This is a genomic window from Corynebacterium accolens (assembly GCF_023520795.1).
Taxonomy (GTDB): domain Bacteria; phylum Actinomycetota; class Actinomycetes; order Mycobacteriales; family Mycobacteriaceae; genus Corynebacterium; species Corynebacterium accolens.
In genome coordinates, this window is record NZ_CP046605.1 from 1,927,517 (window position 1) to 1,952,559 (window position 25,043).

Consider the following 25,043-nt stretch of genomic DNA (forward strand, 5'->3'; position numbering starts at 1 on the left):
CCTGGCTTCATTGTTTTTCTACGTACATAAAAATTAAAGGGGGTCTGAAAAACCTTATTAGGGCATTTTCAGACCCCCATACGTCGGGGCGACAGGATTTGAACCTGCGACCCCCTGCTCCCAAAGCAGGTGCGCTACCAAACTGCGCCACGCCCCGTATGTAGGCCACCAAGTTGCCTTGGCTGCGTTGCATACCTGAGACAGTTTAGCGTGTTGGATTTAAATCTCCTAAATCAACCCCCTGTTAAGGGCGTAGACGCAGGTTAGCGGCATAATTTCCGGCCGCTTGACTTAGAAATCAAAATCAAACATGCCATCAAAGAATCCGCCGCCATCGCCGTCAGATAATCCGTCGAAGAAGCCGCCTCCATCACCGGCGTCTCCCCCTCCGGCATCGCCGCCCATATCGCCGGCGTCTCCGGCATCTCCCGCGTCTGCGCCGCCGTCAGCTCCGTCCATGCCGTCGCCACCCTCGGCGCCGCCCCAGTCGCCGTTTTCTGCGGCGGCTGCGGAATAGCCCACGCCGGACATGCCGGCAAACATGGCATTAAACATCATGGAATAACCCATCATCCACACGCCCGTTTGCAGGGCATCCGCCCACCAAGGGCGGGAGTACCAACCGGCCGGAACGGGGCGCCCGGCCACGGTTCCGCCTGGGTAATAATTCGGGGTTTCCTCGGAGGCGTACGGAGACGCAGTCAGCTGCTCGCCATTGGCATCCACCGTGCGCTTCTCGGTGACCTTACCGGCGGCCCGCTGCCCTTCTAGCGGCGGCAACTCCGGCCCCGGATTCATATCCATAATCTCGCGGGCCGCATTGACGTAATGCATGCCCTCAAGCGCCGATTCGCGGGCCAAGTTGGCCTGCTTGACCGTAGTGGCCCGCGAAATAGCAGAGTTGGCCGCGGTAAAGCGCTCTGATGCATCCGCCATTGCCTGCTGCGAGGCGGTATCCGTACCGGAGATCTGCATGACCTGGCCGCCCAGGCGCTCAATCCACCGACGCGCATCCGCCTGGGCATCCGCTAACTGCTGCGCCTCTCGCTCCTCCCGGCTCTTTTTTGAGCTGCGCGAGGATAGATACCACGCGCCGCCACCGAGTACGACTACAAGAAGTAGGAGTTCCACAACAATCATCGCTTTCTTTGCCGGAATTGGTTCTATCTATTTTAACGGCCTATCCACTGCGTGTGTTCCCTATTTTCGTTTTGGGGCGCACGTGCGCTAAAGTAGCCGACAGCGTTCGAGGTGACGCTGTGGGAATGTCGTATAGTGGCTAATACCTCAGCCTTCCAAGCTGAAGACGCGGGTTCGATTCCCGTCATTCCCTCCATGTTTGTACTGCAATAATTGACTATCGTAGCTGGTTATTGGCAGTAAGTGGAACCATTGGTAGAACCATCTTGGTTGGCATGTTTAAACCCTCACGGATTGTATAGTCTGTGGGGGTTTGAATAGTTTTAGCTTTGGTTAGAGTTTCTTCCAGGGTGCGGCCACGGCGGGCGGCCCCCATCCGGCTTGTGTGGTGCGGGGTTGGGCTGTTTTGGGAAATATTCTTAAAATGTTCGTTCTTCCAGTTTACCAATAACGCATTAATATGTTATACTAGTAAATGTAAGTCTGCACGGCACTTACAAAACTGAAGAGGTGATGGAGGTCGCGGCGCTAATAATTTCACTGTGTAGCCTAGCTATTCAGATAAAGCAGTACCGCAACGACCACCCGCCAAATCGGGTAGGCATCGCAAATAGCCTCTAGGGGCACACCTCCCAATATACCGAAAGGACACGTTACAGTGACATTGAAACAGGCCCCGCCGTCTCAGGCATCGTAGTCGCCGCCGCCTACTCGATAATTGCCGATTCGCCCATCTGGCTTATTGTCATAGCCTTAGCGGCACTATCCGGCTACAACCTAGCTACAGCCACTACCCAAGGGAGGAAAAACCGTGCAGCCTAAAATCATTGACGCGGACACAGGAAAAGAGCTGTGGCGCACTGCAGAGTGCGCCGAGTACTGCAGCATCACCACACGCACGTGGGCGAGTTATTACGCAAATGAGCGCACACCCGCCCCTGTGGCCATGCTCGATGGCCGTAGCGCATTGTGGCTTGCTGAGGATATTAAGCGCTGGCACGCGTCCCGGCCGGGGTCACCCAGCCAGCTCCGCCGTTAGGCCTCCTTGCTGGTTCCTTAGCTTTATCGAGGCTCCAGTTTGCCGATGCCTCCCTCCATCCCGCCGCCCATCTCCCGCCAAGCGCGGCTATAAATACATCACATTGGGGCGGTGGCCAGAAAAGCGTAATCTGGTGTCCATGACCGTACCTAATATTACTTTGAACGATGGCAATACAATCCCCCAGCTGGGCTTTGGCGTCTTCCAGATGGACCCGGAAAAGACCGAGGAATACGTAGCCGAAGCGCTGCGCGTGGGCTACCGCCACATCGATACCGCGGCCATCTACGGCAATGAGGAGGGCGTGGGCAAGGCCATCGCCAACTCCGGCATCCCGCGCGAGGAGCTTTTCATTACCACCAAGCTGTGGAATGACCGCCACACCGATGCCGCTGCCGCACTGGATGAATCCCTACAGAAGCTAGGCCTTGATTACGTTGACCTGTACCTCATCCACTGGCCTACCCCGGCCAAGGGCACGTACGTGGAGGCTTGGAAGCAACTCATTGAGCTGCGCAAAGAGGGCAAGGCGAAGTCCATTGGCGTATCCAACTTTGAGCCGGAGCACTTAGATCAGCTGGAGGTGCACACGGACGTCGTCCCCGCAATTAACCAGGTGGAGCTGCACCCTTACCTCCAGCGCTGGCGCGAACTGGACGCTGGCCGCGCCCACGGCATCGCCATCGAGGCATGGGGACCGCTGGGCCAGGGCAAGAGCGATATCTTGGAGGCACCAGAGGTTACTGAAGCCGCCGAGGCGCACGGTGTTTCCCCAGCCCAGGCCATTATCCGCTGGCACCTGCAAAATGGGGTCATCCTCTTCCCCAAGTCCTCGACGCCATCGCGCATCGCAGAAAACTTCGATGTCTTCGGCTTCGAGCTCACGGACGCAGAAATGGCCGCCATTACCTCATTGGAGGAAGGCGAAGACGGCCGCGGTGGGCACCACCCCAATGACATGAACGACGCCTAATGCGCTTGGTGTAACCACCACATAGAAACGCCGCGTGGCCTAAAAGGCCCGCGGCGTTCATTTATGTCTATTCACAGATCCCCGCAGTTTTAGCGCGGGTCCTTGGGCAGCTCAGGTGGGATATTGGTGCGCTCGTATTCTGCGAGGATATCGATGCGGCGCTGGTGACGCTCGGCGCGGGACCATTCTTGATCCAAGAAGGCATCCACGATTTCTAGGGCCTCTTCTTGCGAGTGCATGCGCCCGCCGATGCCGATGAGCTGCGCATTATTGTGCTCGCGGGCCAGGCGCGCGGTTTCTGGCGACCATGCCAGCGCGCAGCGCGCGCCCTTGACCTTATTGGCGGCAATCTGCTCGCCATTTCCGGATCCGCCCAGCACGATTCCCAGGGAACCTGGATCGTTGACGGTACACAGGGCCGCTTCAATGCAGAATGCGGGGTAGTCATCCTCGGCGTCATAGGTATGGGCGCCGCAGTCGATAACGTCATGGCCTTGTTTGGTGAGGTGTTCAGAAATCAGGTTTTTGGTTTCAAAACCTGCGTGGTCAGCTCCAAGATATACGCGCATAACCCCTACAGTACCGGCACCGCCGCCTTCTGGGCACCACTTTGTACAACCTATTTCGCTTATAGTCCGGCGCTGATAAACTAAAGCGCCACTACGTGCCGCACAGAAAGGCTCTATATGACCCCTCGCGTCCTCGCGTATTACGGCAGCATCCTTGCTGTCGCGGTGCTGCTATTTGCGGCGAATATGTTCTTGTCCACTCAGAACTTCCTCTTGCCGCTTTTTTATACCGTACTCTTCACAGTCGCCCACCTTGTCGTGGGGCTGTGGTGGCTGGTGCAGAGGGCTATAAAGAAAAATCGCCTCGGCGAACTGGCCGCGGTGATAGGGATTTTATCCCTGCTCACCGCGGCCTCATGGGCTACCTGGGTGGCCGCCGCATGGGAAGAATTCCACGCGCAAGCCTATCTGCCCATCATCAATATCGCCGGGCTACCAGCGTTTATTTTAACGCCGGTAGTCGCTGGTTGCTGCCTCGCCGCGGCGGTGCGCCGCAAGCACAGCCCGCAGCACTAGAAACTAGTCTTCTTTTACTTGTGGCATCTCCGTGCGGGAGCGTTTGAGCTCGAAGAAGTAGGGGAACTGGGCGAGGCGCACGGAGGCATCGAAAAGCTCACCGGCTTCCTCGCCCTTGGGAACGCGGGTAATAACCGGGCCAAAGAAGGCGGTATCGCCCAGCTTAATAACCGGGGTGCCTACCTCATCGCCCACGGAAGAAATACCGTTGTGGTGGTATTCGCGCAGCTTCTCGTCGTACTCCTCGGTGTGGGCCACCTCCGCAAAGTCTGCGGGGAGGCCAACCTGCTCTAATGCCTGGGCGATGATCTTGTCATAGCCGCCATCGCCCTTCTTGCCACCGTTGCCCTTGGCGTGGATCAAGGTGCCCATGGCGGTATAAAGCTCATCTACCTTTTCTGGCTGCTCGGTCTTTACCTTGGCAAATACGCGGGCAGGGCCCCAGTTGGCCTCCATCATTTCCATGTATTCGGGATCAAGATCGCGGCCATCATTAAGCACCGACAGGGACATCGGCTCGAATTCCACGGCAATATCGCGGACCTTTTCTACCTCTTTGATCCAGCGGGACGTTGCCCATGCGAACGGGCAGGAAGCGTCGAACCAAAACTTAACTGGGGTAGTCATTATTCCTCCTTGAAATAAGTGCAGTTTGCCCCACCACTGTAAACGCGCTGCTAACCTTGATGCATCACTATTTTCGTTAGCAAAGGAGAATCTAGGCAATGACCTCTGTAAACCTCACGTGGGAGGAAGCAAAAAATCGCTCCCAGATGCTCAACGTTGACCATTACGATGTCACTTTAGACCTTAAGCATTCCGATACCCACTTCCTGTCCACCACTACGGTGCGTTTTAGCACCCAGGAGGCCGGTTCTACCTTCATCGATCTGCGCGCGGACAAGCTGCACGAGGTACGCCTGAATGGAAACCCGCTGCCCACGCAGTCCTATGACCCCACCTACGGCATTCCACTCTCCGGGCTGCAGGTAGCGGACTACACGCTCGAGGTCACCGCTGAGATCCCCTTCTCCCGCACCGGCGAGGGCCTGCACCGCTTCGTGGACCCTGCCGATAACGAGGTCTACCTCTACACCCAGTTTGAAACCGCCGATGCCAAGCGCGTGTTTGCCTGCTTCGACCAGCCGGATCTGAAGGCCACCTACTCCCTGCACTTTAAGGCCCCAGAGGAGTGGACCATTATCACCAATGGCCCGGTCACCCGCGAGGGCGATACCTCCCATTCTGAGATCGACTACCCACTCTCGACCTACCTGGTCGCCCTGTGCGCAGGCCCCTACCACGAGGTCACCGACACTTGGCGCGGCGAGCTGACCGAGCACCCCGAGGGCAAGCCGGCGCAAAAGCTCGAGGTTCCACTCGGTATCTATTGCCGCGCCTCGCTGGCAGATTCCCTCGATGCCGAGCGCCTTTTTACTGAGACCAAGCAGGGCTTCGACTTCTACCACCGCAACTTCGGCTTCCCCTACCCCTTTGGCAAGTACGACCAGATTTTCGTCCCCGAGTTCAACGCCGGTGCGATGGAAAACGCCGGTTGCGTAACCCTCCGCGATGAATACGTCTTTACCTCGCAGGCCACGCACTACAAGTACGAGCGCCGCGCCGATACCGTCCTGCACGAGCTTGCCCACATGTGGTTCGGTGACCTCGTGACCATGCAGTGGTGGAATGACTTGTGGCTCAACGAGTCCTTTGCCACCTGGTCCGCAGCAATCTCGCAGGCGGAAGAAACCGAATACGATACCGCCTGGGTCACCTTCGCCAACGTGGAAAAGTCCTGGGCCTACCAGCAGGATCAGCTACCTACCACCCACCCCATTTCCACCGATGCCAGCGATATCGAAACCGTGGAGCAAAACTTCGACGGTATTACCTACGCCAAGGGCGCCTCGGTGCTCAAGCAGCTGCAGGCCTACGTTGGCCGCGAGAACTTCCTCGCCGGCGTGCGCCGCCACTTCGCCGCCCACGCGTGGGGTAACGCCACCTTCGATGATCTGCTCCGCCACCTCGAAGAGGCATCCGGGCGCGATCTCTCCTTCTGGGCACAGCAATGGCTGAGGACCACTGGTATTAATACCCTGGCGGTTGCCACGGCGGCCGACGATGACGGCACCATCACCCAGGCTCACCTTACCCAACGCGGCGATACCCTGCGCACCCACCGCGTGGCGGTCGGCCTTTACAGTACGCAGGACGGCAAGGTCGTGCGCACCGAGCGCCTTGAGATGGACGTGGAGGGCAAATCCACCGAGATCCTAGAGCTGGTCGGCCGCGACCTCAATGACATCGACTTCATCCTGCCCAACGATGACGATCTGACCTACTGCCTCATCGATTTGGACGCAGGTTCCCTGCAATTCCTGCTGGATAATATCGAGAAATTCGACGACCCCATGGCGCGCACCCTCTGCTGGTCCACCGCCTGGGAGATGACCCGCGCCGGCACCATGCGCGCCCGCGACTTCATCCGCTTGGTGGCCCGCGGCATGAAGGCGGAGACCGAGCTAGCCGTCCTCGAGCGCATCGTCTCGCAGGCTTCTACCGCGCTGAAGAACTACGCCGATCCGGCGTGGGCGAAAGACAGCACGGTTTTGGCGCAGGCGCTTGTCGATGGCGCCCGGAGCACCGATGCGCAGCGTTCCATCATCTGCACGCAGGCCCTGTCTCGGATTCGGCTGCACGAGCCGGCCCGGGACTACCTGCACGATCTCCTCGCGGATTCCGATGATGCCGGGCTGCGCTGGTTCGCCGTCGCAGCGCTTGCTGCCGCGGGTGCGCTTGCCGATGCCGAGGCCGCCATCGCCGCCCAGCTCAAGCGCGATAATTCCGCTACCGGCCACTACTCTTCCCTGCGCGCCCGCGCCGCGATTGCCACCGCGGATAATAAGCGCGCGGTATGGGAAGAGATCGTCGCCGGGGATCTCACCAACCGCGAGCTCACCTCCAAGCTGGAGGGCTTAAATTACCCGCACTCCGATGATCTCTTGCCCACCGCGGAATTCTTCGAGGTGGCCGAAAAGATCTGGGATTCCCAGTCCTCCGAGGTGGGCCTGACCACCGTCACCGGGCTATTCCCGTCCTGGGATATCACCCAAGACGGCCTCGATCGCGCCGATGCCTTCCTACAGAAGGATCTGGCAGGCGGCCTGCGCCGCGCGATTACCGAGCAGCGCGACCGCGTGGCCCGCGCCCTGCGCAACCGCGAGGTCGACGCCAACTAAGTGCCTAGTTCTTGCGGAGATTCAGCTCGATGCGCGGGCGCACCTGGATCTCCGTGAGCTGGGTGGTGGGCCCAGCCTCCACGACGGTCCGGATGGCGCGCGCCACCTCCACGGGCGCAATAACCTCGCTCGGGTTGTAGTCCTGCAGGCCCTCCAGCATCGGGGTGTCGGTGGGGCCTGGCGCCACGGTGGAGACGCGGATACCGGGTTCGGAGATACGCAGGGCATCGGCAAGCGCATACAGCGCGTGCTTCGTGGCAGCGTAGACCACATTATCGCCGTAGCTCTTGCGCCCCGCCCCAGAGTTGATGAAGACGACGGTGCCCTCTGCCTTGCGCAGCTGCGGCAAGAGCGCACGGGTGACCTCCGCCGGCGCGTGGACGTTGAGGTCCATGTGGGCGCGCCAATCTTTCGGGGTGGCTTCTTCCACCGAGAACTTCGTGGCGCGCGCCGCGCCGTGCACGAGGACATCGACCCGCTCTAGCTCGGGCAGCTGCATGCCCTCGTCCAAGCCGGCGACCAAGTCGCTGGCAACCGGCGTGATATTCGCGGCCTCTGGCAGCTCTTCGGCGCTGCGACCCAGCGCATACACGTGGTGATCGCGGGCGAGATCCTTGATAATCTCGCGCCCCATGCCCCCGGTGGCACCGGTAACGACGGCGATTTTCTCTGGCACATTCGTGGTATTAGTCATGCCACCCCATCATAGGGAAAATGGATGCTAGCGGTGCGCGGCGTCCGTCCCCGTTCCGAAATGTGGAACGATAAGGAGCTATGGCTACTCCTGCAATCGCGATCGTCGGCATGGGCCCGCGCGGCATCTCTATCCTGGAACGCCTCGCCGCCCGCATGGATGATTCCAGCTCCCCCGTTACCGTTCACCTCATCGATGAGGCCCAGCACGGCGCCGGCCGCGTCTGGGACACCGCCCAAACCAAGACCCTGTGCATGAATACGCGCGCGGGGGCTGTCACGCTTTTTACCGAGCCCGGCGCGACGGTGGATGCCCCGGTGCTCGAGGGGCCGACGCAATACGAGTGGATCCAGCTGCTGCGCGGCGAGGGCGATAAGGTAGCTCCTGCCAAGCGCGAGCTGTTTGCCCAGCACCCTCCGGCCCCGCATGTTGCCACGGAGTACCGCGCGGAGCTGACCGCTACCCGCCCGGAGTCCAACCCCACGCGCGCGTTATACGGCGAATACCTGCGCTGGGTCTATGACGTGGTGCTGGCGCGCTTGCCGGAGAGCATTTCTACGGTCAACCACCACCACCGCGTGGAGACCATCACCGCAGACGGCGCGGCCGATATCCTGCACTTGGACGACGGCTCGCAGGTGCGCGCCGATGCTACGGTCCTAGCCTATGGCTGGATGGCGCCGCGCTTTAATGATGAGGAGCAGCGCTTGGCGGAGTCTGGGCTGCGCTGGATCGCGCCAGGCAACCCCGTGGAACAAGACTACGAAGCCATTCCCGCCAGCGAAGACGTGCTGGTGCGCGGGCTTGGCATGGGCTTTTATGACATCATGGCGCTGACCACCATCGAGCGCGGCGGCAGGTTCGTCGAGGATGCCACCACCCGCTCCGGCCTGCGCTACGAGGCGAGCGGGAAGGAGCCGCGTTTCATCGTCGCCTCCGGCCGCGGTTATCCCTTCCACCCCAAGTCCGAGTACAACGAACTGCCGCCCACGATGCCGCGGCGGCGGTTGCATGGGGTCATCGATAAGCTCCAGGGCGCCGAGGATATCGACTTTGACGCCCAGGTTTGGCCCGCCATCGCGCGCGATAGCTACGAGGCGTATATCACCACGCTGGAACGGGTGAATCCGGAGGCGCTGCTCCGCCCGCGCGAAGAGATCCTCGCGGTCATCGATGCCACCGCGCCGGATGATCTCGGCGCCGCCCTCGCTCCCTTGGTCACCCTGCCGTGGGATATGACAGATCTTATGTACCAGGTCGCTGGTTTTACCGGCGATATTTCGGCGTTGACCGCCCACATTGCGGATAGCCTGGCGGGTGATATCCAGGAGGCTGCCGCCGGGCACGATTCGCCCATGAAGGCCGCGCTGTGGTCGCTGTCCCAGTCGCGCAAGCCCGCCTCCATCCTGGGCGCGGAAGGCCGCTATACCCGCGAGTCCCGCACAGGCCGCTACGCGCAATTTATGTCCTTTGGGCAGATGGTGGGCTCGGGCCCTCCGCTGTTCCGCGTGCGCCAGCTGCTCGCGCTTGTCGATGCCCACCTGGTCCACTTCCTCGGCGATCACCCCACCCTCGCGATCGAGTCAGACCATTTCACCCTGACTTCTGGCCCGCGCTCGGCATCGGCGCCCACGCTTGTCGATGCCTTCATGCACAAGCCCGATATCCGCGTCGCCGGCGATCCGCTCACCCGTGGATTGCTCGAGGGTGGCCGGGTGCGCCCGTTTGCCGATCACGGGCAGGACACCGGTTCCCCCGAAACCGATGGTGCCACGCGGCGCACCGTCCACCCAGATGGCAGCCTGGATGAACGCCTGCATATCGTGGGCATTCCCACCTATGCGCAGTGGCCGGATACAACGATTTCCCCCATGCCGGGAACGGATCCGCTCATGCTGCAGGAAACCGATAAGACCGCTGGCTCCCTGCTCAAGGTTGCCGGCGGCCACTAAGTACGCGTTTTAGAGCGCGTTTTAAAGGGCGTCGAGCGCCTGCTGTAGATCCGCCAGCAGGTCATCGATGTCCTCGATGCCGATGGAGATGCGCACCATGTCCTCCGGCGGCACCAATTCGGAGCCTTCGGCCGATACGTGGGTCATATTCTGCGGGTGCTCGATGAGCGATTCCACCCCGCCCAGCGATTCCGCCAGGCAAATAAGGCGCGTATTCAAACAAATCTGCTTGGCGTGCTCTGGGTCGTGGAAGCGCACGGACATCATGCCGCCGAACCCACGCATCTGCTGTGCCGCCAGCTCGTGGCCCGGGTGCTCTGCCAATCCCGGGTAGCGCACCTGTTTGACCTCTGGGCAGGCCTGTAAGAATTCCGCCACCTTTTGCGCATTGGCGCAGTGGCGATCCATGCGCACGCCGAGGGTCTTAATGCCACGCGCAGTCAGGTAGGCATCGAAGGGAGAGGCGACCGCGCCCACGTTGCCCTGGAAGTACAGCAGCTGCTCATCCACCTCGGGGTCATTGGTAACTACGGCGCCGCCCAAGACATCGGAATGCCCGCCTAAGTACTTCGTGGTGGAGTGCAGGACGTGGTCCGCACCCAGCGCGAGGGGGTTCTGGAGGTACGGCGTGGCGAAGGTATTATCCACCAGCACCTGCGCATTGCCCTTAACCTTGGCCACCGCCGCAATATCGGTGATATTCAGCGCCGGGTTGGTCGGGGTTTCTAGCCAGATGAGCTTGGTATTGTCCTTTACCGCGGCGGCGACGGCATCGACATCGCAGGTATTGATAATGGACATCTCCACACCCCATTCCGTGAAATCATTAAGCAGGCGGTAGGAACCGCCGTAGGAGTCATTGCCCAAAATGACGTGGTCGCCGGGGCGCACCAAAATGCGCACCATCGTATCGGCGGCGGCCATACCGGTGGCAAAGACACGGGCGTAATCCGCGCCCTCCAGCGCGGCCAAGGTCTTTTCAAGCGAGCGAACCGTCGGGTTGGCCACGCGCCCGTATTCAAAGCCGCCGCGCAGTTGCGCGAGGCCATCCTGGGCGAACGTAGTCGAGGCGTAGATCGGCACGTTGATGGATCCCATGTGCGGATCCGGGTGATATCCAGCGTGAATGGAACGGGATGAAAATCCTTTTGCCAAGTTATGCGCGCTGTGTTCAGTCATGCCTCCCAATCGTAGACTAAGCGGTTCATCCACACCGGCCATTCGGCAATTTATATTCTGCCCTCTCCACGCATTGCCGATTCGGCGCCGTCAGTGAGATTTCAGGATTCTCCTCTAGAATGGGTGCGGTTAGTTTGTGTCCACGATCAAGAAAGAATGATGAGTACGAACCTATTTACCATGGCTCAGGGCGCTGCAGAGAAAAAAGACGATGCAGTAGAGTCCGTATCCAGCTTCTGGAACGACGAGAACGTTCAACTTTGGCTTATCGAGCGGCCCATCCGCATCGGCCTCATTATCATTTTGGCCTTCATTGCGCACTGGGCGCTGCGCCACCTCATCAACCGGCTGGCGAAAAACAGCATTAAGGCCTCCACCCTCAAAAAGCCCAGCCGCACCCGCAGCAGGTCTGGGGAGGACGGCCAACCGGATGACACCCTGCGAGAAACCAGGGAGGCGCGCCGCGCCTCGCGCATCAAGACCCTCGCCGGCGTGGGGCGATCGGCGGTTGCCATCGTGGTCTGGGTTTCGGCTGGCATTGCCATCCTGGATGAATTGGAAGTCAACGTTGCCCCGCTGATCGCTTCTGCCGGTGTTATCGGTGTTGCCCTCGGCTTCGGTGCACAAGAACTGGTCCGAGACTTCCTCTCCGGTATCTTCATGCTCATTGAGGATCAATACGGCATTGGCGATGTCATTGACCTGGGCAACGGCGTCTTTGGCGACGTCGAGTCCATTTCCCTGCGCATTACCACCGTCCGCGATATCGACGGTGCCCTGTGGTACGTCCGCAACGGCGAAATCCTGCAGGTGGCTAACCACTCCGATGAGTACTCCGTTGCCCGCATCCAAATCCCCGTCGGGCTATCCAACGACCCAGAGGTTGCCGGGGAGGTCATCGACAAGGCCGTCAAGGATGCCGTCAAGGACGAAAAGATCCGCAAGATGGTGCTCAGCACCCCGCGCATCGACGGCATGTCCAAGTTCGAGCCGGACTACGTCTCCTTCCGCGTGTCCACCAAGACGCTGCCGGGCCGCCAGTGGGATGTCCAGCGCTTTGTCCAGTCCCGCGTCCTCAACGTCATGCACGCAGAGGGCATCAGCACCCCTTACCCACACGGCATCGGCATTGCCAATCCGCATAAGGGAGACGATGCCTAAATGAATTCCGTTTATGAAGCCATCGGTGGGACCCCTACCTTTGAGCGTCTCGTGCATGGCTTTTATGACCAGGTCAAAGAAGATGACGTGATTGGCCCCATGTACCCGGATCAGGATTGGGAAGGCGCGGAACAGCGCCTTACCTGGTTCCTGATTCAGTACTGGGGCGGTCCCCAACACTTCTCCGAAAACCGCGGCCACCCGCGCCTGCGCATGCGGCATGCAACCTTTCCCATTGATATGGAAGCTCACGACCGCTGGCTCGAGCTGATGGGAAAATCCCTCGATAGTATCGAGGAAGACACCATCCCGCCGGCGTATCGCACCATGATTTGGGACCACATGCAGCGCGTCGCCGCCATGCTCATCAATAGAGCGCCTTAAGTTTCACCTGCTTGTAGCGCTGCCTGTGCAAGGCGTTACAGGCTGTACAAAGAGGCCCGCGCACTTCTACATTAGGTAAGTGCGCGGGCCTCTTTTACTGTGCGCTAGCGCCAAGTTAGCGCTGCCGGATGCTTAGTCTTTCCAGTCGAAAGCCTGGCGTACCGGCTCAGATATCAGCTTGCCGCCGCGGGTCATCACGCCGGAGCGCAAGCCTGGGAAGCGCTCGATCGCGGCATCCAGGTTGTCGTTGGCCACCGCGCGGATATACGGCAGCGTCGCCGAGGCCAAGGCGCGGGCCGAGGTATTGGCCACCGCACCGGGCATATTGGCCACGCAGTAGAAGAGGGTGTCGTGCACCTTGAAGGTCGGCTCGTCGTGGGAGGTCTTGCGCGAGTTCTCGAAGCAGCCGCCTTGGTCGATGGCGACATCGACAAGCACCGCGCCCTCCTTCATCTTCTTCACGGTTTCCTCGCGCACCAGCTTCGGTGCCGCAGCGCCTGGAATCAGGACGGCGCCAATGACGAGATCGGCCTCCTCCAGCTCCTTATCCAGCGTGGATGGGTCAGAAATCAGGGTCCGCACGCCGCCGGCGTACTGGTCATCAAAGCGCTGCAAAACGTGTGGATCCACGTCCAAGACCGTAACCTCCGCGCGCAGGCCGTGCGCCATAGCCACGGCGGACGCGCCTACCTGGCCGCCGCCGATGACCACCACGCGCGCAGGCTGGGTGCCCGGGATGCCAGAAACCAGGAGGCCGCGGCCGCCCTGAGTGGACAGCAGGTGGTGCGAGCCCTCGATGACAGCCAAGCGCCCGGCGACCTGGGACATGGGGGTCAAAAGCGGCAGAGTGCCGCGGCGGTCCGTCACGGTTTCATAGGCAATGGAGGTTGTCTTCGCTTCCGTCAGCGCCTCCGTCAACGGGCGATCCGCCGCCAAGTGGAGGTAGGTAAAGACGGTGAGATCAGAGCGCAGGTACTGGTACTCGGACTCGAGCGGCTCCTTTACCTTCAGCAGAAGCTCGGCCTTGGCCCACGTCTCGTCCGCAGAATCAACGATGGTAGCGCCAGCCTCTACGTATTCCTCATCGGGAAAGGACGCGCCTACGCCCGCGCCCGATTCGATGAATAGCTCGTGCCCATCAGTAACCAAGGTCCGCACCTCGGTTGGGGTGAGGGCGACGCGGCTTTCATTATTCATGATTTCTTTGGGTACAGAAATGCGCACGGAGGTTCTCCTTCATGTGTTGGTTACAGAGGCGAAAATTTACTTCTCGCTGTCAGGTTAACGCAGAATACGAAGGAGGATATTAGTTTGTGCGTATTTCACGAACGGGGGTGACTACAATAATCACGATTTCCTCGATACTGCAGTGTATAGGGTTAGAAATGCATACCCAGAAAATATCCACCACCCCCGACTATTGGGTTATAGATATTGTTCGCTGTCCGTTTTGGGCGGCGAAATACCAGATTCGGGGAGTTTTACAGCACGGATAACCGCGTGGAACGGTAGATGCTGCCAAACGGTGCATCAAGGCGCACCCACCGGCCAAGACTCGACACTCGCAGGTGCCGCGGAATATCCATGGAGGCAGAGAACCCCGGAATTAGCCCCAAGTTGGTGCAGGCAAAAATCATCCGCATCGGGATTTCCACCGTCTGCCCATTGCCCTCAACCGTGACCACGGTCTGATTAAGCAGGCTGGGCGGCGGGCCCATGGGGCCGGAAAACTCCCGGGTCAGCTTCTGTCCCTGGTCCGAGAGCTCGCGCACTACCGTCACCGGCAGGGTATCTACCACGCTAAAGCCGGTCGCCGGGGGCAATGCGCCCGGCCACGACGCATCGCGGGACGGGCCGAGTTCCATAACGCCGGTACCATCGTGTTCCGCGAGCTGTTGCTCCAGCGTCTCCGCGGAGACCACTGCCCCATCGCGGGAGACTTTCCCCTGCACCCGCCGGGAGGCGACAACCTCGAAGGGGGTGGTGACGAAGGCGTCAACGACGTCATCGGCAAGCTGGCGCAGGCGCACCGATGCATTCGCGTCTACCCCAACTGCGCGCGCAAGAAGGGCCCGCAAGCCAGGTCCTCCGCTGCGAATTTCAAGCGACTCGGTGACCATGGCGTGCGGGCCCTACCTTTCTATATGTGCACTGTGCGCCGTTTAAGAGGCGCTCATCTGCAGAATATCTTTTTCCTCATCCGTAAGCGGGCGCGGGGTGTGCTTCTTCTTGTCAATGACTACCTGCACACAATTCACCGTGGCCGCTACCTCCCCTGCAGCGGTCTTGACCTGCTGGGAAGTGGTAAAGGACGACGAGCCGATGTGGGAAACGGTGGTTTCCACGATGACGTGGGCATTGCCCTCAAAGGGAATGGGGCGCATATAGTCCACGTCGAGATGGCGCACCAAGGCCATGAAATCGATGCCCTTGGCATAGATATTCTCCTTGGCAAAAGCCAAGCGTGCCTCCTGGGCAACCTCGATATAGTTGGCGTTCATCATGTGGCCGTACATATCGAAATCGCCCCAACGGGTGGGCACTTGGTGGGTATGTGCGTTATCGGTCGCCATCATTCTCCTCAGGATTATCGGGTGAGCTTGCGGTGAGTGACGCGAGAAGGACGGGCGGCGTCTTCTCCCAGACGCTCCACCTTGTTCTTCTCATAGTCACCAAAGTTACCCTCAAACCAGAACCATTGCCCCTCGGCAACGTTGCCTTCCCACGCCAGAATATGGGTACAGGTGCGGTCCAAGAACCAGCGGTCATGGGAAATAACAACGGCGCAGCCAGGGAATTTCTCCAAGGCGTTTTCTAGCGAACCCAGGGTTTCGACGTCCAAGTCGTTGGTTGGCTCATCAAGAAGGATAAGGTTGCCGCCCTCTTTCAAGGTCAGCGCCAAGTTCAGGCGGTTGCGCTCACCACCGGAGAGCACCTTCGACGGCTTTTGCTGATCCGGGCCCTTGAAACCGAACGCGGACAGGTACGCGCGCGATGGCATCTCGTTTTGGCCAACGTGAATATAATCCAGTCCGCCGGAGACGACCTCCCACACCGTAGCCTCCGGGTCGATATTCTCGCGGTTCTGGTCCACGTAGGACAGCTTGACGGTCTCGCCGACCTCAACCGAGCCATCATCCGGCTCTTCCAAGCCGACGATGGTCTTGAACAGCGTCGTCTTACCCACACCGTTCGGGCCGATGACACCGACGATGCCGTTGCGCGGCAGGGTAAAGGACAAGTCCTTAATCAGGGTGCGATCATCGAAGCCCTTGACCAGGTTCTTTGCCTCGACGACCTTATTGCCCAAGCGCGGCGGGGTAGGAATCTGGATTTCCTCGAAGTCCAGCTTCTTGTACTTCTCTGCCTCTGCAGCCATCTCTTCGTAGCGCTCCAAACGAGCCTTGTTCTTGGCCTGGCGAGCCTTGGCACCGGAGCGTACCCATTCCAGCTCGTCCTTCAAGCGCTTGCGCAGCTTGGCGTCCTTCTTGCCGGCAACCTGGAGGCGCTCTTGCTTCTTATCCAGGTAGGTGGAGTAGTTGCCCTCGTACGGGTACAGCTTGCCGCGGTCCACCTCACAGATCCAGCCCGCGACGTGGTCCAGGAAGTAGCGGTCGTGGGTGACGGCCAAGACGGCACCTGGGTAATCCGCCAAGTGCTTTTCCAGCCACTCCACGGACTCGGCGTCCAAGTGGTTGGTGGGCTCGTCCAAAAGCAGCAGGTCTGGCTCCGTCAACAGGAGCTTAGCCAGAGCCACGCGGCGGCGCTCACCACCGGAGAGGTTGGTCACTGGGGCATCGGAAGGCGGGCAGCGCAATGCCTCCATCGCCTGCTCGATCTTGGAATCAACCTCCCATGCATCGGCGGCGTCCAAGTCCTCTTGCAGCTTTCCCATTTCCGCCATGAGCTCATCGCTGTAATTGGTCGCCATTTCTTCGGCGATTTCCTCAAAGCGCTGCTTCTTTTCAAAGATATCGCCGAGGCCCTCCTCGACGTTGCCGCGCACGGTCTTTTCTTCATTCAGCGGCGGCTCCTGCTGCAGGATGCCCACGGTAGCGCCCGGGTCGAGGAATGCCTCACCATTGGAAGGCTGATCCAAGCCGGCCATGATCTTCAGAATGGAGGACTTACCGGCACCGTTGGGGCCGACCACACCAATCTTGGCGCCCGGGTAGAACGCCATCGTGACATCATCAAGGATGACCTTATCGCCAATTGCCTTGCGCACGTTTTTCATCGTGTAGATGAATTCGCCCACTTTTTACCCCTTTGCAAAAATTTGGGAGACGTATTTATCTACACAAACACTACATCAGAATGCGCGCCTAGGTGCCTCGGGTCGGGCGAACCCGAGGCGAATGGCTGGCGCTATGCATGCACGGTTTCGGCGGCCTCCTCCTCTTGCGTTGCTACTTCCTCGCCGTCTTGGGCTGCCGCACTATTTCCCGCTTGGATGCGGTCTGCAGCTGTATCGGCGGCGGTATCTCCCGGCGCGGAGTTATCCACGTCGGGCACAACTTCGTTTTCGCCAAGCTCTGGGATGGCGATGTTTTCCTGGTTGTATTGCGGCGCCAAGCGCTTTGCTCCGATGACGTGGCGGTTTAGGTCCAGGCCCACATACTGCGCCTTGATAAAGGTGCGGTAGTGGTCCTTGCCTTCATCATCGCGCCACTGATCGGAGACGATCGAGCCGCAGACCAATAGCGGCATGCCCTTGGCCAGGGATTTCTTGACGTTGATGGCAAATTGGTTCCACATTTCCACGTCAATAAAGAGGTGGTCTACATCGCGCCACTGCTGCTGGCCGCGTTGGTTCTCCGCGTCGGTGCCGGTATCGGCGGGGCGATCAGGCACGCGCCGCGAGGAGGCGATGCGCAGCTTGGTTTTATATGCGCCGGTCGAGGTCTTGGTCAAGATGGGATCTTGGGTAAGGCGGCCGGTTAACATCACTGGATATTGAGACATGGTGCTGAAATTCCTTTACTAGGTTGTGGGTTCGCGAGTGGTATGTCCCTCGCTCGCCTTCACATCCTGCTGCCGCAGCGCAACCAGCACCATGCCATGCCGCCCAGTACTGTGGATAACTTGTTGTCCCCTTCAACAAAACGGCCCCAGGATGGTCACTTTCGGGTGGGTTATCCACAGGTGGGCAATAAATTAGTGCCCGCGGAACCCGCTTTCATCGCCGTGGCTCATATCCTCCAGCATCGCGTTATAGCGGGCGAGCTCAGCGTCATCGTCCGCCTCCGCCTGCACATCGTGGCGCCGCGCCGTCGCGCGGTCATCGCGCAGCCAATCCAAAAAGAGCTTGCCAAAGACAATGACCAAGGGGAATTGGCCAAAGCCCCAGGCGATGCCCCCGCCCACGCGCTGGTCCTGCAGCAAGTCTTGATCCCAAGGCAGCTCGAGGTACTGATAGAAGTCGAGGCCAAGCACCGTCTGCAGCTGCATCAGGTACACGCCGGCGAAGAGGTGAAAGGGCATCGACAAAAAAAGCATGCCAAGCCGGAAAGGCGTGGAATGGCGCCTAGGCAAGGGATCTGGGCCAATGACCTCCCAGAAGTAGAAGTAGCCGGAAATGAGGAACACGTAGTTCATGATGAGGTGGCCGGCGTGCTCCGAAATGGCGAATTCGTACAGGCTCGGGAAAAGGTAGAGCACGTAGAGGAAAAAGAGGTACTGCGCCAAGTTCACGAAGGGATTGGTAATGACCCGCACGAACTTAGATTGGGTCAGCGCCAAGGCATAATCGTGCGGGCTGGGTTGGCCCTTCGGACCCGGTTCGTAGGCCTCCATGACCAAGGTGACGGGCGCGCCTAGCACCATGAGCAGCGGAATGGTCATGGACAAAATCATGTGCACCAGCATGTGGATGGAATACATTGCTGGCATGTACAGGCCTAGGCCAGTGGACATGACGAGCGTAAGGCCCAGCGAACCGACCATAAACCACGCGGTGCGCCCCTTGTCCCAGCTCAATCCGCGCTTGTGCACGCGGTAAACGCAGTAGCCATATGCCGCGGCCAAGAGCAGGCCAATCGTGCCAAACATGATGTCAAAGCGGAACATCGTCCAGATATTGAATACCGTGGGCGCCTCATGCAGGTTATAGCCCATGAGGATCTGCATGGAGCTCAAGTTCGGATCCCGCGGTGGCGGCGGCACGGTGCGCCCCAAGGTGATGGCTACGCCAATCGTGCCCGCCATGACCGCGAGCTCCACGATGGCGATGCGGATAAAGAGCCGCGGGTTTTTATCTAACTGCGGAATGGTGAGTTCACGGTGGATAAGCCCCATAATGCCCAGCAGGATGGTGAGCACGAATTTGGTGATCAGGATGATGCCGTAGGGCGATTGCGGCAGGTCCGAAATATCCATCCGGATGAGCGTATTGACCAGGCCAGACACGGCCAGCACGACGATGGCCATGAATGCGATGGCGGAATAGCGCTTGACGGCGAAGGCGAGGTTCGGGCCCAGGCGCCGTCCGTGCGCGATGAGCGCCATGAGGCCGCCCACCCACAGCATCACAAATACCAGGTGCCACAGCAGCGAGTTCGTGCCGTAGTCGTGGTCGCCGCCGGTCGCGGAGTGGCCCTCAAGTCCGATGGGAACCACCTGCAGGATGGACAGCAAAAGCAGGACCGGCTGCATGGCCCAGGTGCGGCTGAAGCTGCCAATAATTCCCACGGTAAGGGCGATAAGCACCGCGATTCCCCACACGATGGTGGAGGAAATCTCCGTAAAGGCCATTTTCAAAATGGTCAGGTTGAAGACCTTAAAAAATGGCGTGCCGGTCAGGTCCGACATGATCATCGGGATTTCTACCAGCCCCACGGCCGCAACGCCGAAGGCCGACCACGTGCCAGTGCGGGCGGCGATATGGCCGTCGACCGATAAAGGCGCCTCGATGAGGGAATCGTTGTCCCCGCGCGGGGCGATGAGAAACGACGAGGCCAAAAAGGATCCCACGGATAGCGCCATCAGCAGCCACGCCAGACCGCGGAAAAGCGGCAAGCCGAAGGTGGTAATCCGCCCTGGGTCCGGAATGCCCAAGGCGGCCAAGGAACCCGCCAATAAGAATAGGGAAATGAACCCGGCGACCAAGCCAGCAAAAAGCATTGCTGCAATAAAAATTCCCCAGGAAGGACGGGGTTTTTGCGTTCCAGACGGCGTGCTTTTGACCAGCGTATTGACCATAGCTCGCATTCTATAGGGCCACCCTAATCCAAAGCGAACGCATATTTTGCCCCCGGATGTGCCATGATAGAGCCTATGGACACCCGTCAACTTCTTTATTTCCGTGCCGTTGTAGACAATGGGTCCTTCACCCATGCCGCCGCAGCCCTTGAAATGACCCAGCCTTCCCTGAGCCTTTCCATCCGCAAATTGGAAAAGGAGCTCAATACCCAGCTGCTCTCCCGCGGGCGCTCGGGCGTAACCACCACGGAGGCGGGTGATTATGTCTATGACACCGCCCTCAAGGTCGATGCCCTGCTTGCCGATGCCCAACGCCACATCAGCGAAATCACCGGCGATAACGCCAATACCGTGTCCCTGACGTCGTGCCCCATCTTAAACTGGGAATTTACCCCTTCTGTCCTCTCCGAGCTCACCGAAATCCACCCCTCAGCCCGCATCAGCCTGGATGATTCCACCGCCGCCACTGCTATCAAGCGGCTCTTGGAAGGCCAGGTGGACCTCGCGCTCTTGCCGACGTCCGACCCCAAAGCCTTCATCCGCCGCTACTCTCCCGAGCTCACCATCCACGACGTCGCCGAATTCGACTACTCCCTCGCGGTGCCAGAGGCCATGGCAGACCTTCCTTCCCCTGTCTCCTTGCAGGACTTGCGCGAGGAAACCTGGCTGGTGCCTCCCCACTGCCGCGAGCTTCCAGGCATGGCGGAGCTTTACGATGACCTGTGGGAGAACCACCCCTCCTACAAGCCGGATCACATTCAAGACGTCGCATCGCTGCATGCCGCCATCCCGATGATTTCCAGTGGCTTTGGCATCAGCTTCATGCCCCGGTGCGCCCCCGCGCTGCATCCGCAGGGCATCGCTAAACTAACGGTCAAAGAGGATCTTCCGCGCTTCCATGCCATCTTGGCCTATCGCTCCGACCGCGAACTTACCCCGGCCGCCCAAGAATTGGTCGACATTTTGCGCTCGCACGATTCCGCCCGCCCCCTGGCTTAGGAATCGCCGTGGCTGTGGGCTAATATGAGTGTGCTGTCCAGCCCCCATAGCTCAGCGGATTAGAGCAGTGGGTTTCTACCCCATGTGTCGCGGGTTCGAGTCCTGCTGGGGGCACCGCAGCTCAAGGCCACTTTCTGACGGATTAACACCGCGAAGAAAGTGGCCTTTGGGCACACAATGGGCACAATCCTTTGAAAATAACGTATCGCAACCGGAAGTGAACGCGCTTAAATCTTCCGGATAAAGATGACCGTATCTGTCCTTCGTAATGGTTACGCTCGAGTGTCCAAATATCATCTGAAGCACTCTAGGATTTGCCCACCGGACTTGACCCCGGGCTTGACCTCGGCAAATTCGTCAGCTGAGGAGCCGTGCTTTTGGCATACTCGAAGATAGACTTTCGGAATTAGTTAAAGTACGGTCAGATATCGCACAGAAAGGAAAGTGACAAGCTCCATGCCAGCATTCTTGATTGAATACCATCGCAAAAAGGGCACTGTCCGATGTGAAAAGTTCGATTCACTCTCCGCAGCTACGCGTGAACGATTGCGTTTAGACCGATCCAATAATGACCCGGATATGGAAATTGTGGCGGTTGCTAGCGCGAGTGAGGAAAACCTCCGCCAGTCACACTCCCGATATTTCTCCGGAGCGTAGCAGTCACGGGGAGCTGAATGGCCGCCTGATGGCCTATTAGGAGGCCCCTCGAAGCTCTATATGCCTGTGATGCCTCGAGACTTTTTCGCAGCATGCCGGCTTTTTGTCTACGCTGGGTCTTTCAGTACTTGGCCACCTTCGAAAGGCTCGACATGTCACTTCCGGCACCATCTCGTACCTCCTATGCCCTGGTTACGGGCGCTAGTCAGGGCATCGGCAAGGCGATGGCCCACGATTTCGCGGCGATGGGCTATAACGTCATCCTCGTTGCCCGGCGCGGCGAAATCCTGAAAGACATAGCCGCAGAACTTGAGCGCCGCCACCACATTGAGGCCAGTGCCCTGCCCGCGGATTTGGCCACCGATGAAGGGGTCGAGGTAGTCATTGACGCCATCTCCTCCAAGGAAGTCTCCATCCTGGTCAATTCCGCCGGCATCGCCAGCTTCGGGCCCTTCATGGACCAGGACTGGGGCTACGAGACCTCCCAATTCGCCTTAAATGGCACCGCCGTGCACCGCCTGACCCGCGCCGCGCTGGAGCACATGCTCCCGCGGCGTGCGGGCGCCATCTGCAATGTGGGCTCAACGGCCGGCAATATCCCCATCCCCAATAATGCGACCTACGTCTTTACCAAGGCCGGGGTGAATGCGTTTACGGAGGCGCTGCACTATGAGCTCAAGGGCTCTGGCATCAGCTGTACCCTGCTAGCTCCTGGTCCGGTGCGCGAAGCGACCATCGCCGAAGAGGACCAGACCATCGTGGATAAGGTCGTGCCCGATGCGCTGTGGACCACCTACGAGTCCTGCTCCAAAGAGACCATCGCGGCCATGCAAAAAGGCCAGCGACGCGTGGTCCCTGGCCCCTTGTCAAAGGCGATGAACGTGGTCAGCAAGGTGCTGCCGACCCCAGTCATCGCGCCGCTCATTGGGCGGTTTTATTCCCAGATGGGCTAGCTTTCCGCATTCTCGCCGGCGGCTTGCTTGCTGGCGGCTTGTGCCGCCGCGCGGGCGTTTTTGCGGTCCACCCAGAAATCGGCGTTCTTGATGCCCACCGCTTCTGGGTCGAATTCCGGATCCTTGCCCGCCTTCTTTTGCTTCTCGTAGTCCTTCAGGACCTTCAGCGCCGGCACCTGCAGGAAGAGGATGGCGATGATATTTAGCCATGCGGTGGTGCCCACGCCGATATCGCCCAGCGCCCAGGCCGAGCCCGGAGTCGTGGTAGCACCCACGATGACCGAGACGATAATCAGGATGCGCAGCGCCCACACCAGGCCGCGGCGAATCGGGCGAGACTTGACCCAACGGTTGAAGTAGGTCAGGTTGACCTCGGACATGTAGTAGTACGCCAGCACGGTGGTAAAGGCGAAGAAGGCAATGGACACGGCGATAAACGTCGGGCCCCAGCCGGCAAAGACGCTATCGAGGCCGGATTGGACGAAGCCGGGGCCGACCGCGACGTCATCGGGAAGCGAGCCCTGGTAGACAACCTCGCCGTCCTCGGATTCGCCGCGGAAGACGGTGTACATATCCGTGGAGATGATCATGAACGCCGTTGCGGAGCACACGAAGAGGGTGTCGATGTACACGGCGAAGGACTGCACGAAACCCTGCTTAGCCGGGTGGGAGACCTCCGCGGCGGCAGCGGACTGCGGGCCGGTACCCTGGCCAGCCTCGTTGGAGTAAATACCGCGCTTGACGCCCCACATGATGGCCACACCCAGCATGCCGGAGAACCCGGCCTCGAGGTTGAAGGCAGACTTAAAGATAAGGCCAAAGACCTCTGGGATCTGCGAGTAGTTGATGAGCATCACGACGATGGAGATGCCGATGTAGATCACGGCCATAAACGGCACGACCAGGGTGGCGAAGTTAGCGATGCGCTTGACACCACCGATAATGATGATGGCCAAAATGCCGGCCAGGACCACCGCGGCCCAGGTGGAGTTAATACCCCACGCGGTATCGGCCGCTGCGGCCACAGCATTGGCCTGAATGCCCGGCAGGAAGTAGCTGGTGGCCAAAATCATGGCGATGGCAAAGAGGATGCCATAGACCATCATGAACGGCGCGGCCTTGGTGTGCTTATACGCTTTTTCGATGTAGTAAGCCGGGCCACCGCGGTACTCGCCGGTGTCCTGGTCCTTTTCTTTATAAATCTGCGCCAGGGTGCACTCAATGAAAGAGGTGGACGAGCCCAAAAGCGCCACCGCCCACATCCAGAACACCGCACCCGGGCCACCGAAAGCAATGGCCGTGGACACGCCGGCGATATTACCCACGCCCACACGGCCAGATAGCGAGACCATCAGCGATTGGAAGGAAGAAACACCGTCATCGGATTTTTCGCCCTTAGAAATTTGCCGCAGCATATCCGGAAGGCAGCGGACCTGCAGGCCCCGCGTTACCACGGTGAAATAAACACCCGCACCCAAGCACAAAAACACGAGGGCGGGCGACCAAATTATGGAATTGAGGGCATCGAGAAAATTTGCCATCGAGAAACTCCTTAGTCATTCGCACCTCCCTTGTGAAGCACGATATAGAAAGTATGCCGTAAATCACTCCCCCGTGTCGGTAAAACGATAGGTAAATTTTTCTTTTTGCTTTGCGAGGTGCGGATCGGGGCGCGCGGAGGGCCCGGCCGGCCGGGGTTAGAATGGAACGCATGTCTTCTCCCGAAATCGCCGCAAAATATGATCGCCTCGTGTGGATCGACCTGGAAATGACCGGCCTCGACCCAGAGCGCCACGTCATCGTCGAGGTAGCCGCCGTCATCACGGATGGCAACCTCAACATCCTTGGCAAGGGCATCGATCTCGTCGTCCACGCCACCGAAGAGGAACTATCCCAGATGGATTCCTTCGTCACCGAGATGCACGCGAACTCCGGCCTCGATAAGGAAATCCGCCAGTCCGCCACCACCATCCGCGAGGCCGAGGACGCGGTGCTGGCGCTCATCAACGAGCACTGCGAGCACCCCGCTCCCCTGGCCGGCAATTCCATCGCCACCGACCGCACCTTCATCCGCGCCTACATGCCGCGGCTGGATGAGGCGCTGCACTACCGCATGATCGACGTCTCCACCATCAAGGAGCTCGCCCGGCGCTGGCACCCGCGGGCCTACTACAACCAGCCTGATAAGGGCATGGCCCACCGCGCACTGCAAGACATCATCGAGTCCATCCGCGAGCTGGATTTCTATCGCCGCAGCGTCTTTCGCACCGATGAGGGCCCAACTTCTACCGAAGCCGAGACCCTCAAGGCCGAAACCACCGCCGATTACCAGGCGTTTTTGTAATTTACGCGGCGTGAGTTAACCTATATCTCGTTGCTTTCGCG

General features: G+C 59.6%; 21 protein-coding genes and 3 tRNA genes. 11 read left to right on the forward strand and 13 right to left on the reverse strand.

The features are described 5' to 3' along the window. Positions 1–83 precede the first annotated feature (83 nt). Positions 84–157: transfer RNA gene (locus CACC_RS09155), tRNA-Pro, on the reverse strand. Between the two features lie 134 nt (positions 158–291). After that, complete coding sequence (locus tag CACC_RS09160) at positions 292–1,140, reverse strand: hypothetical protein (protein WP_005277887.1); 849 nt, start codon at positions 1,138–1,140, stop codon at positions 292–294. A 121-nt stretch (positions 1,141–1,261) separates the two neighbouring features. On the opposite strand from CACC_RS09160, the gene CACC_RS09165 reads away from it, so the two are divergent. Further along, a tRNA-Gly gene (locus CACC_RS09165) sits at positions 1,262–1,336 on the forward strand. Positions 1,337–2,318: 982 nt separating this feature from the next. Then, positions 2,319–3,152: an aldo/keto reductase gene (locus CACC_RS09175; protein ID WP_175279186.1), complete on the forward strand. Its 834-nt coding sequence runs from the start codon at positions 2,319–2,321 to the stop codon at positions 3,150–3,152. An 89-nt stretch (positions 3,153–3,241) separates the two neighbouring features. On the opposite strand, the gene CACC_RS09180 is transcribed toward CACC_RS09175, so the two are convergent. Beyond that, a complete protein-coding gene (locus CACC_RS09180) occupies positions 3,242–3,721 on the reverse strand; it encodes a ribose-5-phosphate isomerase (protein WP_005277878.1) in 480 nt (159 codons plus the stop codon). Between the two features lie 117 nt (positions 3,722–3,838). Here CACC_RS09180 and CACC_RS09185 point away from each other — a divergent pair, with 117 nt between their 5' ends. Beyond that, on the forward strand, positions 3,839–4,237 hold the full coding sequence (locus CACC_RS09185; protein WP_005277876.1) for a hypothetical protein: 399 nt from the start codon (positions 3,839–3,841) through the stop codon (positions 4,235–4,237). A gap of 3 nt (positions 4,238–4,240) precedes the next feature. On the opposite strand, the gene CACC_RS09190 is transcribed toward CACC_RS09185, so the two are convergent. Continuing rightward, entirely contained in the window at positions 4,241–4,864 is a 624-nt protein-coding gene (locus CACC_RS09190) for a mycothiol-dependent nitroreductase Rv2466c family protein (protein ID WP_005277874.1), read from the reverse strand. A 98-nt stretch (positions 4,865–4,962) separates the two neighbouring features. Between CACC_RS09190 and pepN the strand changes: the two genes are divergently transcribed. Next, positions 4,963–7,479 (forward strand): aminopeptidase N, encoded by a 2,517-nt coding sequence (gene pepN / locus CACC_RS09195; RefSeq protein WP_005277873.1) that lies wholly within the window; start codon positions 4,963–4,965, stop codon positions 7,477–7,479. 4 nt (positions 7,480–7,483) lie between these two features. On the opposite strand, the gene CACC_RS09200 is transcribed toward pepN, so the two are convergent. Next, a complete protein-coding gene (locus CACC_RS09200) occupies positions 7,484–8,173 on the reverse strand; it encodes an SDR family oxidoreductase (protein ID WP_005277871.1) in 690 nt (229 codons plus the stop codon). Between the two features lie 80 nt (positions 8,174–8,253). On the opposite strand from CACC_RS09200, the gene CACC_RS09205 reads away from it, so the two are divergent. After that, the gene (locus CACC_RS09205; RefSeq protein ID WP_005277870.1) at positions 8,254–10,125 is read left to right on the forward strand and encodes an FAD/NAD(P)-binding protein; all 1,872 of its coding nucleotides are present in this window, start codon (positions 8,254–8,256) and stop codon (positions 10,123–10,125) included. Positions 10,126–10,146: 21 nt separating this feature from the next. On the opposite strand, the gene CACC_RS09210 is transcribed toward CACC_RS09205, so the two are convergent. Next, positions 10,147–11,304, reverse strand: a complete 1,158-nt coding sequence (locus CACC_RS09210) for a cystathionine gamma-synthase (protein WP_035108403.1) — start codon at positions 11,302–11,304, stop codon at positions 10,147–10,149. 156 nt (positions 11,305–11,460) lie between these two features. Between CACC_RS09210 and CACC_RS09215 the strand changes: the two genes are divergently transcribed. Both CACC_RS09215 and CACC_RS09220 read left to right on the forward strand, forming a co-directional pair. Next, positions 11,461–12,465 carry a mechanosensitive ion channel family protein gene (locus tag CACC_RS09215; protein WP_005277866.1) on the forward strand — a complete coding sequence of 335 codons (1,005 nt, stop codon included), beginning with the start codon at positions 11,461–11,463 and terminating at the stop codon, positions 12,463–12,465. Continuing rightward, on the forward strand, positions 12,466–12,849 hold the full coding sequence (locus CACC_RS09220; RefSeq protein WP_005277863.1) for a globin: 384 nt from the start codon (positions 12,466–12,468) through the stop codon (positions 12,847–12,849). A gap of 132 nt (positions 12,850–12,981) precedes the next feature. Here the strand turns inward: CACC_RS09220 and ald are convergent, their stop codons facing one another. The 6 genes from ald to CACC_RS09250 form a co-directional block, all read right to left on the reverse strand. Then, positions 12,982–14,073: an alanine dehydrogenase gene (gene ald / locus CACC_RS09225; RefSeq protein WP_023030326.1), complete on the reverse strand. Its 1,092-nt coding sequence runs from the start codon at positions 14,071–14,073 to the stop codon at positions 12,982–12,984. Positions 14,074–14,330: 257 nt separating this feature from the next. Next, complete coding sequence (locus CACC_RS09230) at positions 14,331–14,969, reverse strand: DUF8185 domain-containing protein (RefSeq protein ID WP_005277859.1); 639 nt, start codon at positions 14,967–14,969, stop codon at positions 14,331–14,333. Between the two features lie 42 nt (positions 14,970–15,011). Further along, a complete protein-coding gene (locus CACC_RS09235; protein ID WP_005277857.1) occupies positions 15,012–15,425 on the reverse strand; it encodes an acyl-CoA thioesterase in 414 nt (137 codons plus the stop codon). 11 nt (positions 15,426–15,436) lie between these two features. Further along, complete coding sequence (gene ettA, locus CACC_RS09240) at positions 15,437–17,107, reverse strand: energy-dependent translational throttle protein EttA (protein WP_005277855.1); 1,671 nt, start codon at positions 17,105–17,107, stop codon at positions 15,437–15,439. Positions 17,108–17,217: 110 nt separating this feature from the next. After that, the gene (locus CACC_RS09245; protein WP_035108400.1) at positions 17,218–17,814 is read right to left on the reverse strand and encodes a single-stranded DNA-binding protein; all 597 of its coding nucleotides are present in this window, start codon (positions 17,812–17,814) and stop codon (positions 17,218–17,220) included. Between the two features lie 192 nt (positions 17,815–18,006). After that, positions 18,007–20,058, reverse strand: coding sequence for a bifunctional copper resistance protein CopD/cytochrome c oxidase assembly protein (locus tag CACC_RS09250; protein WP_035108398.1), 2,052 nt, complete (start codon positions 20,056–20,058; stop codon positions 18,007–18,009). 66 nt (positions 20,059–20,124) lie between these two features. On the opposite strand from CACC_RS09250, the gene CACC_RS09255 reads away from it, so the two are divergent. The 3 genes from CACC_RS09255 (at position 20,125) to cmrA (ending at position 22,658) form a co-directional block, all read left to right on the forward strand. After that, positions 20,125–21,048, forward strand: coding sequence for a LysR family transcriptional regulator (locus CACC_RS09255; protein WP_034654201.1), 924 nt, complete (start codon positions 20,125–20,127; stop codon positions 21,046–21,048). 40 nt (positions 21,049–21,088) lie between these two features. After that, positions 21,089–21,162: transfer RNA gene (locus CACC_RS09260), tRNA-Arg, on the forward strand. Positions 21,163–21,857: 695 nt separating this feature from the next. Continuing rightward, positions 21,858–22,658, forward strand: coding sequence for a mycolate reductase (cmrA, locus tag CACC_RS09265; protein WP_035108396.1), 801 nt, complete (start codon positions 21,858–21,860; stop codon positions 22,656–22,658). Here the strand turns inward: cmrA and CACC_RS09270 are convergent. Next, entirely contained in the window at positions 22,655–24,199 is a 1,545-nt protein-coding gene (locus CACC_RS09270) for an alanine/glycine:cation symporter family protein (RefSeq protein ID WP_005277839.1), read from the reverse strand. The genes cmrA and CACC_RS09270 overlap by 4 nt on opposite strands. A 161-nt stretch (positions 24,200–24,360) precedes the next feature. Between CACC_RS09270 and orn the strand changes: the two genes are divergently transcribed. Then, positions 24,361–25,002 carry an oligoribonuclease gene (orn, locus tag CACC_RS09275; protein ID WP_005277836.1) on the forward strand — a complete coding sequence of 214 codons (642 nt, stop codon included), beginning with the start codon at positions 24,361–24,363 and terminating at the stop codon, positions 25,000–25,002. Positions 25,003–25,043: the final 41 nt, after the last annotated feature.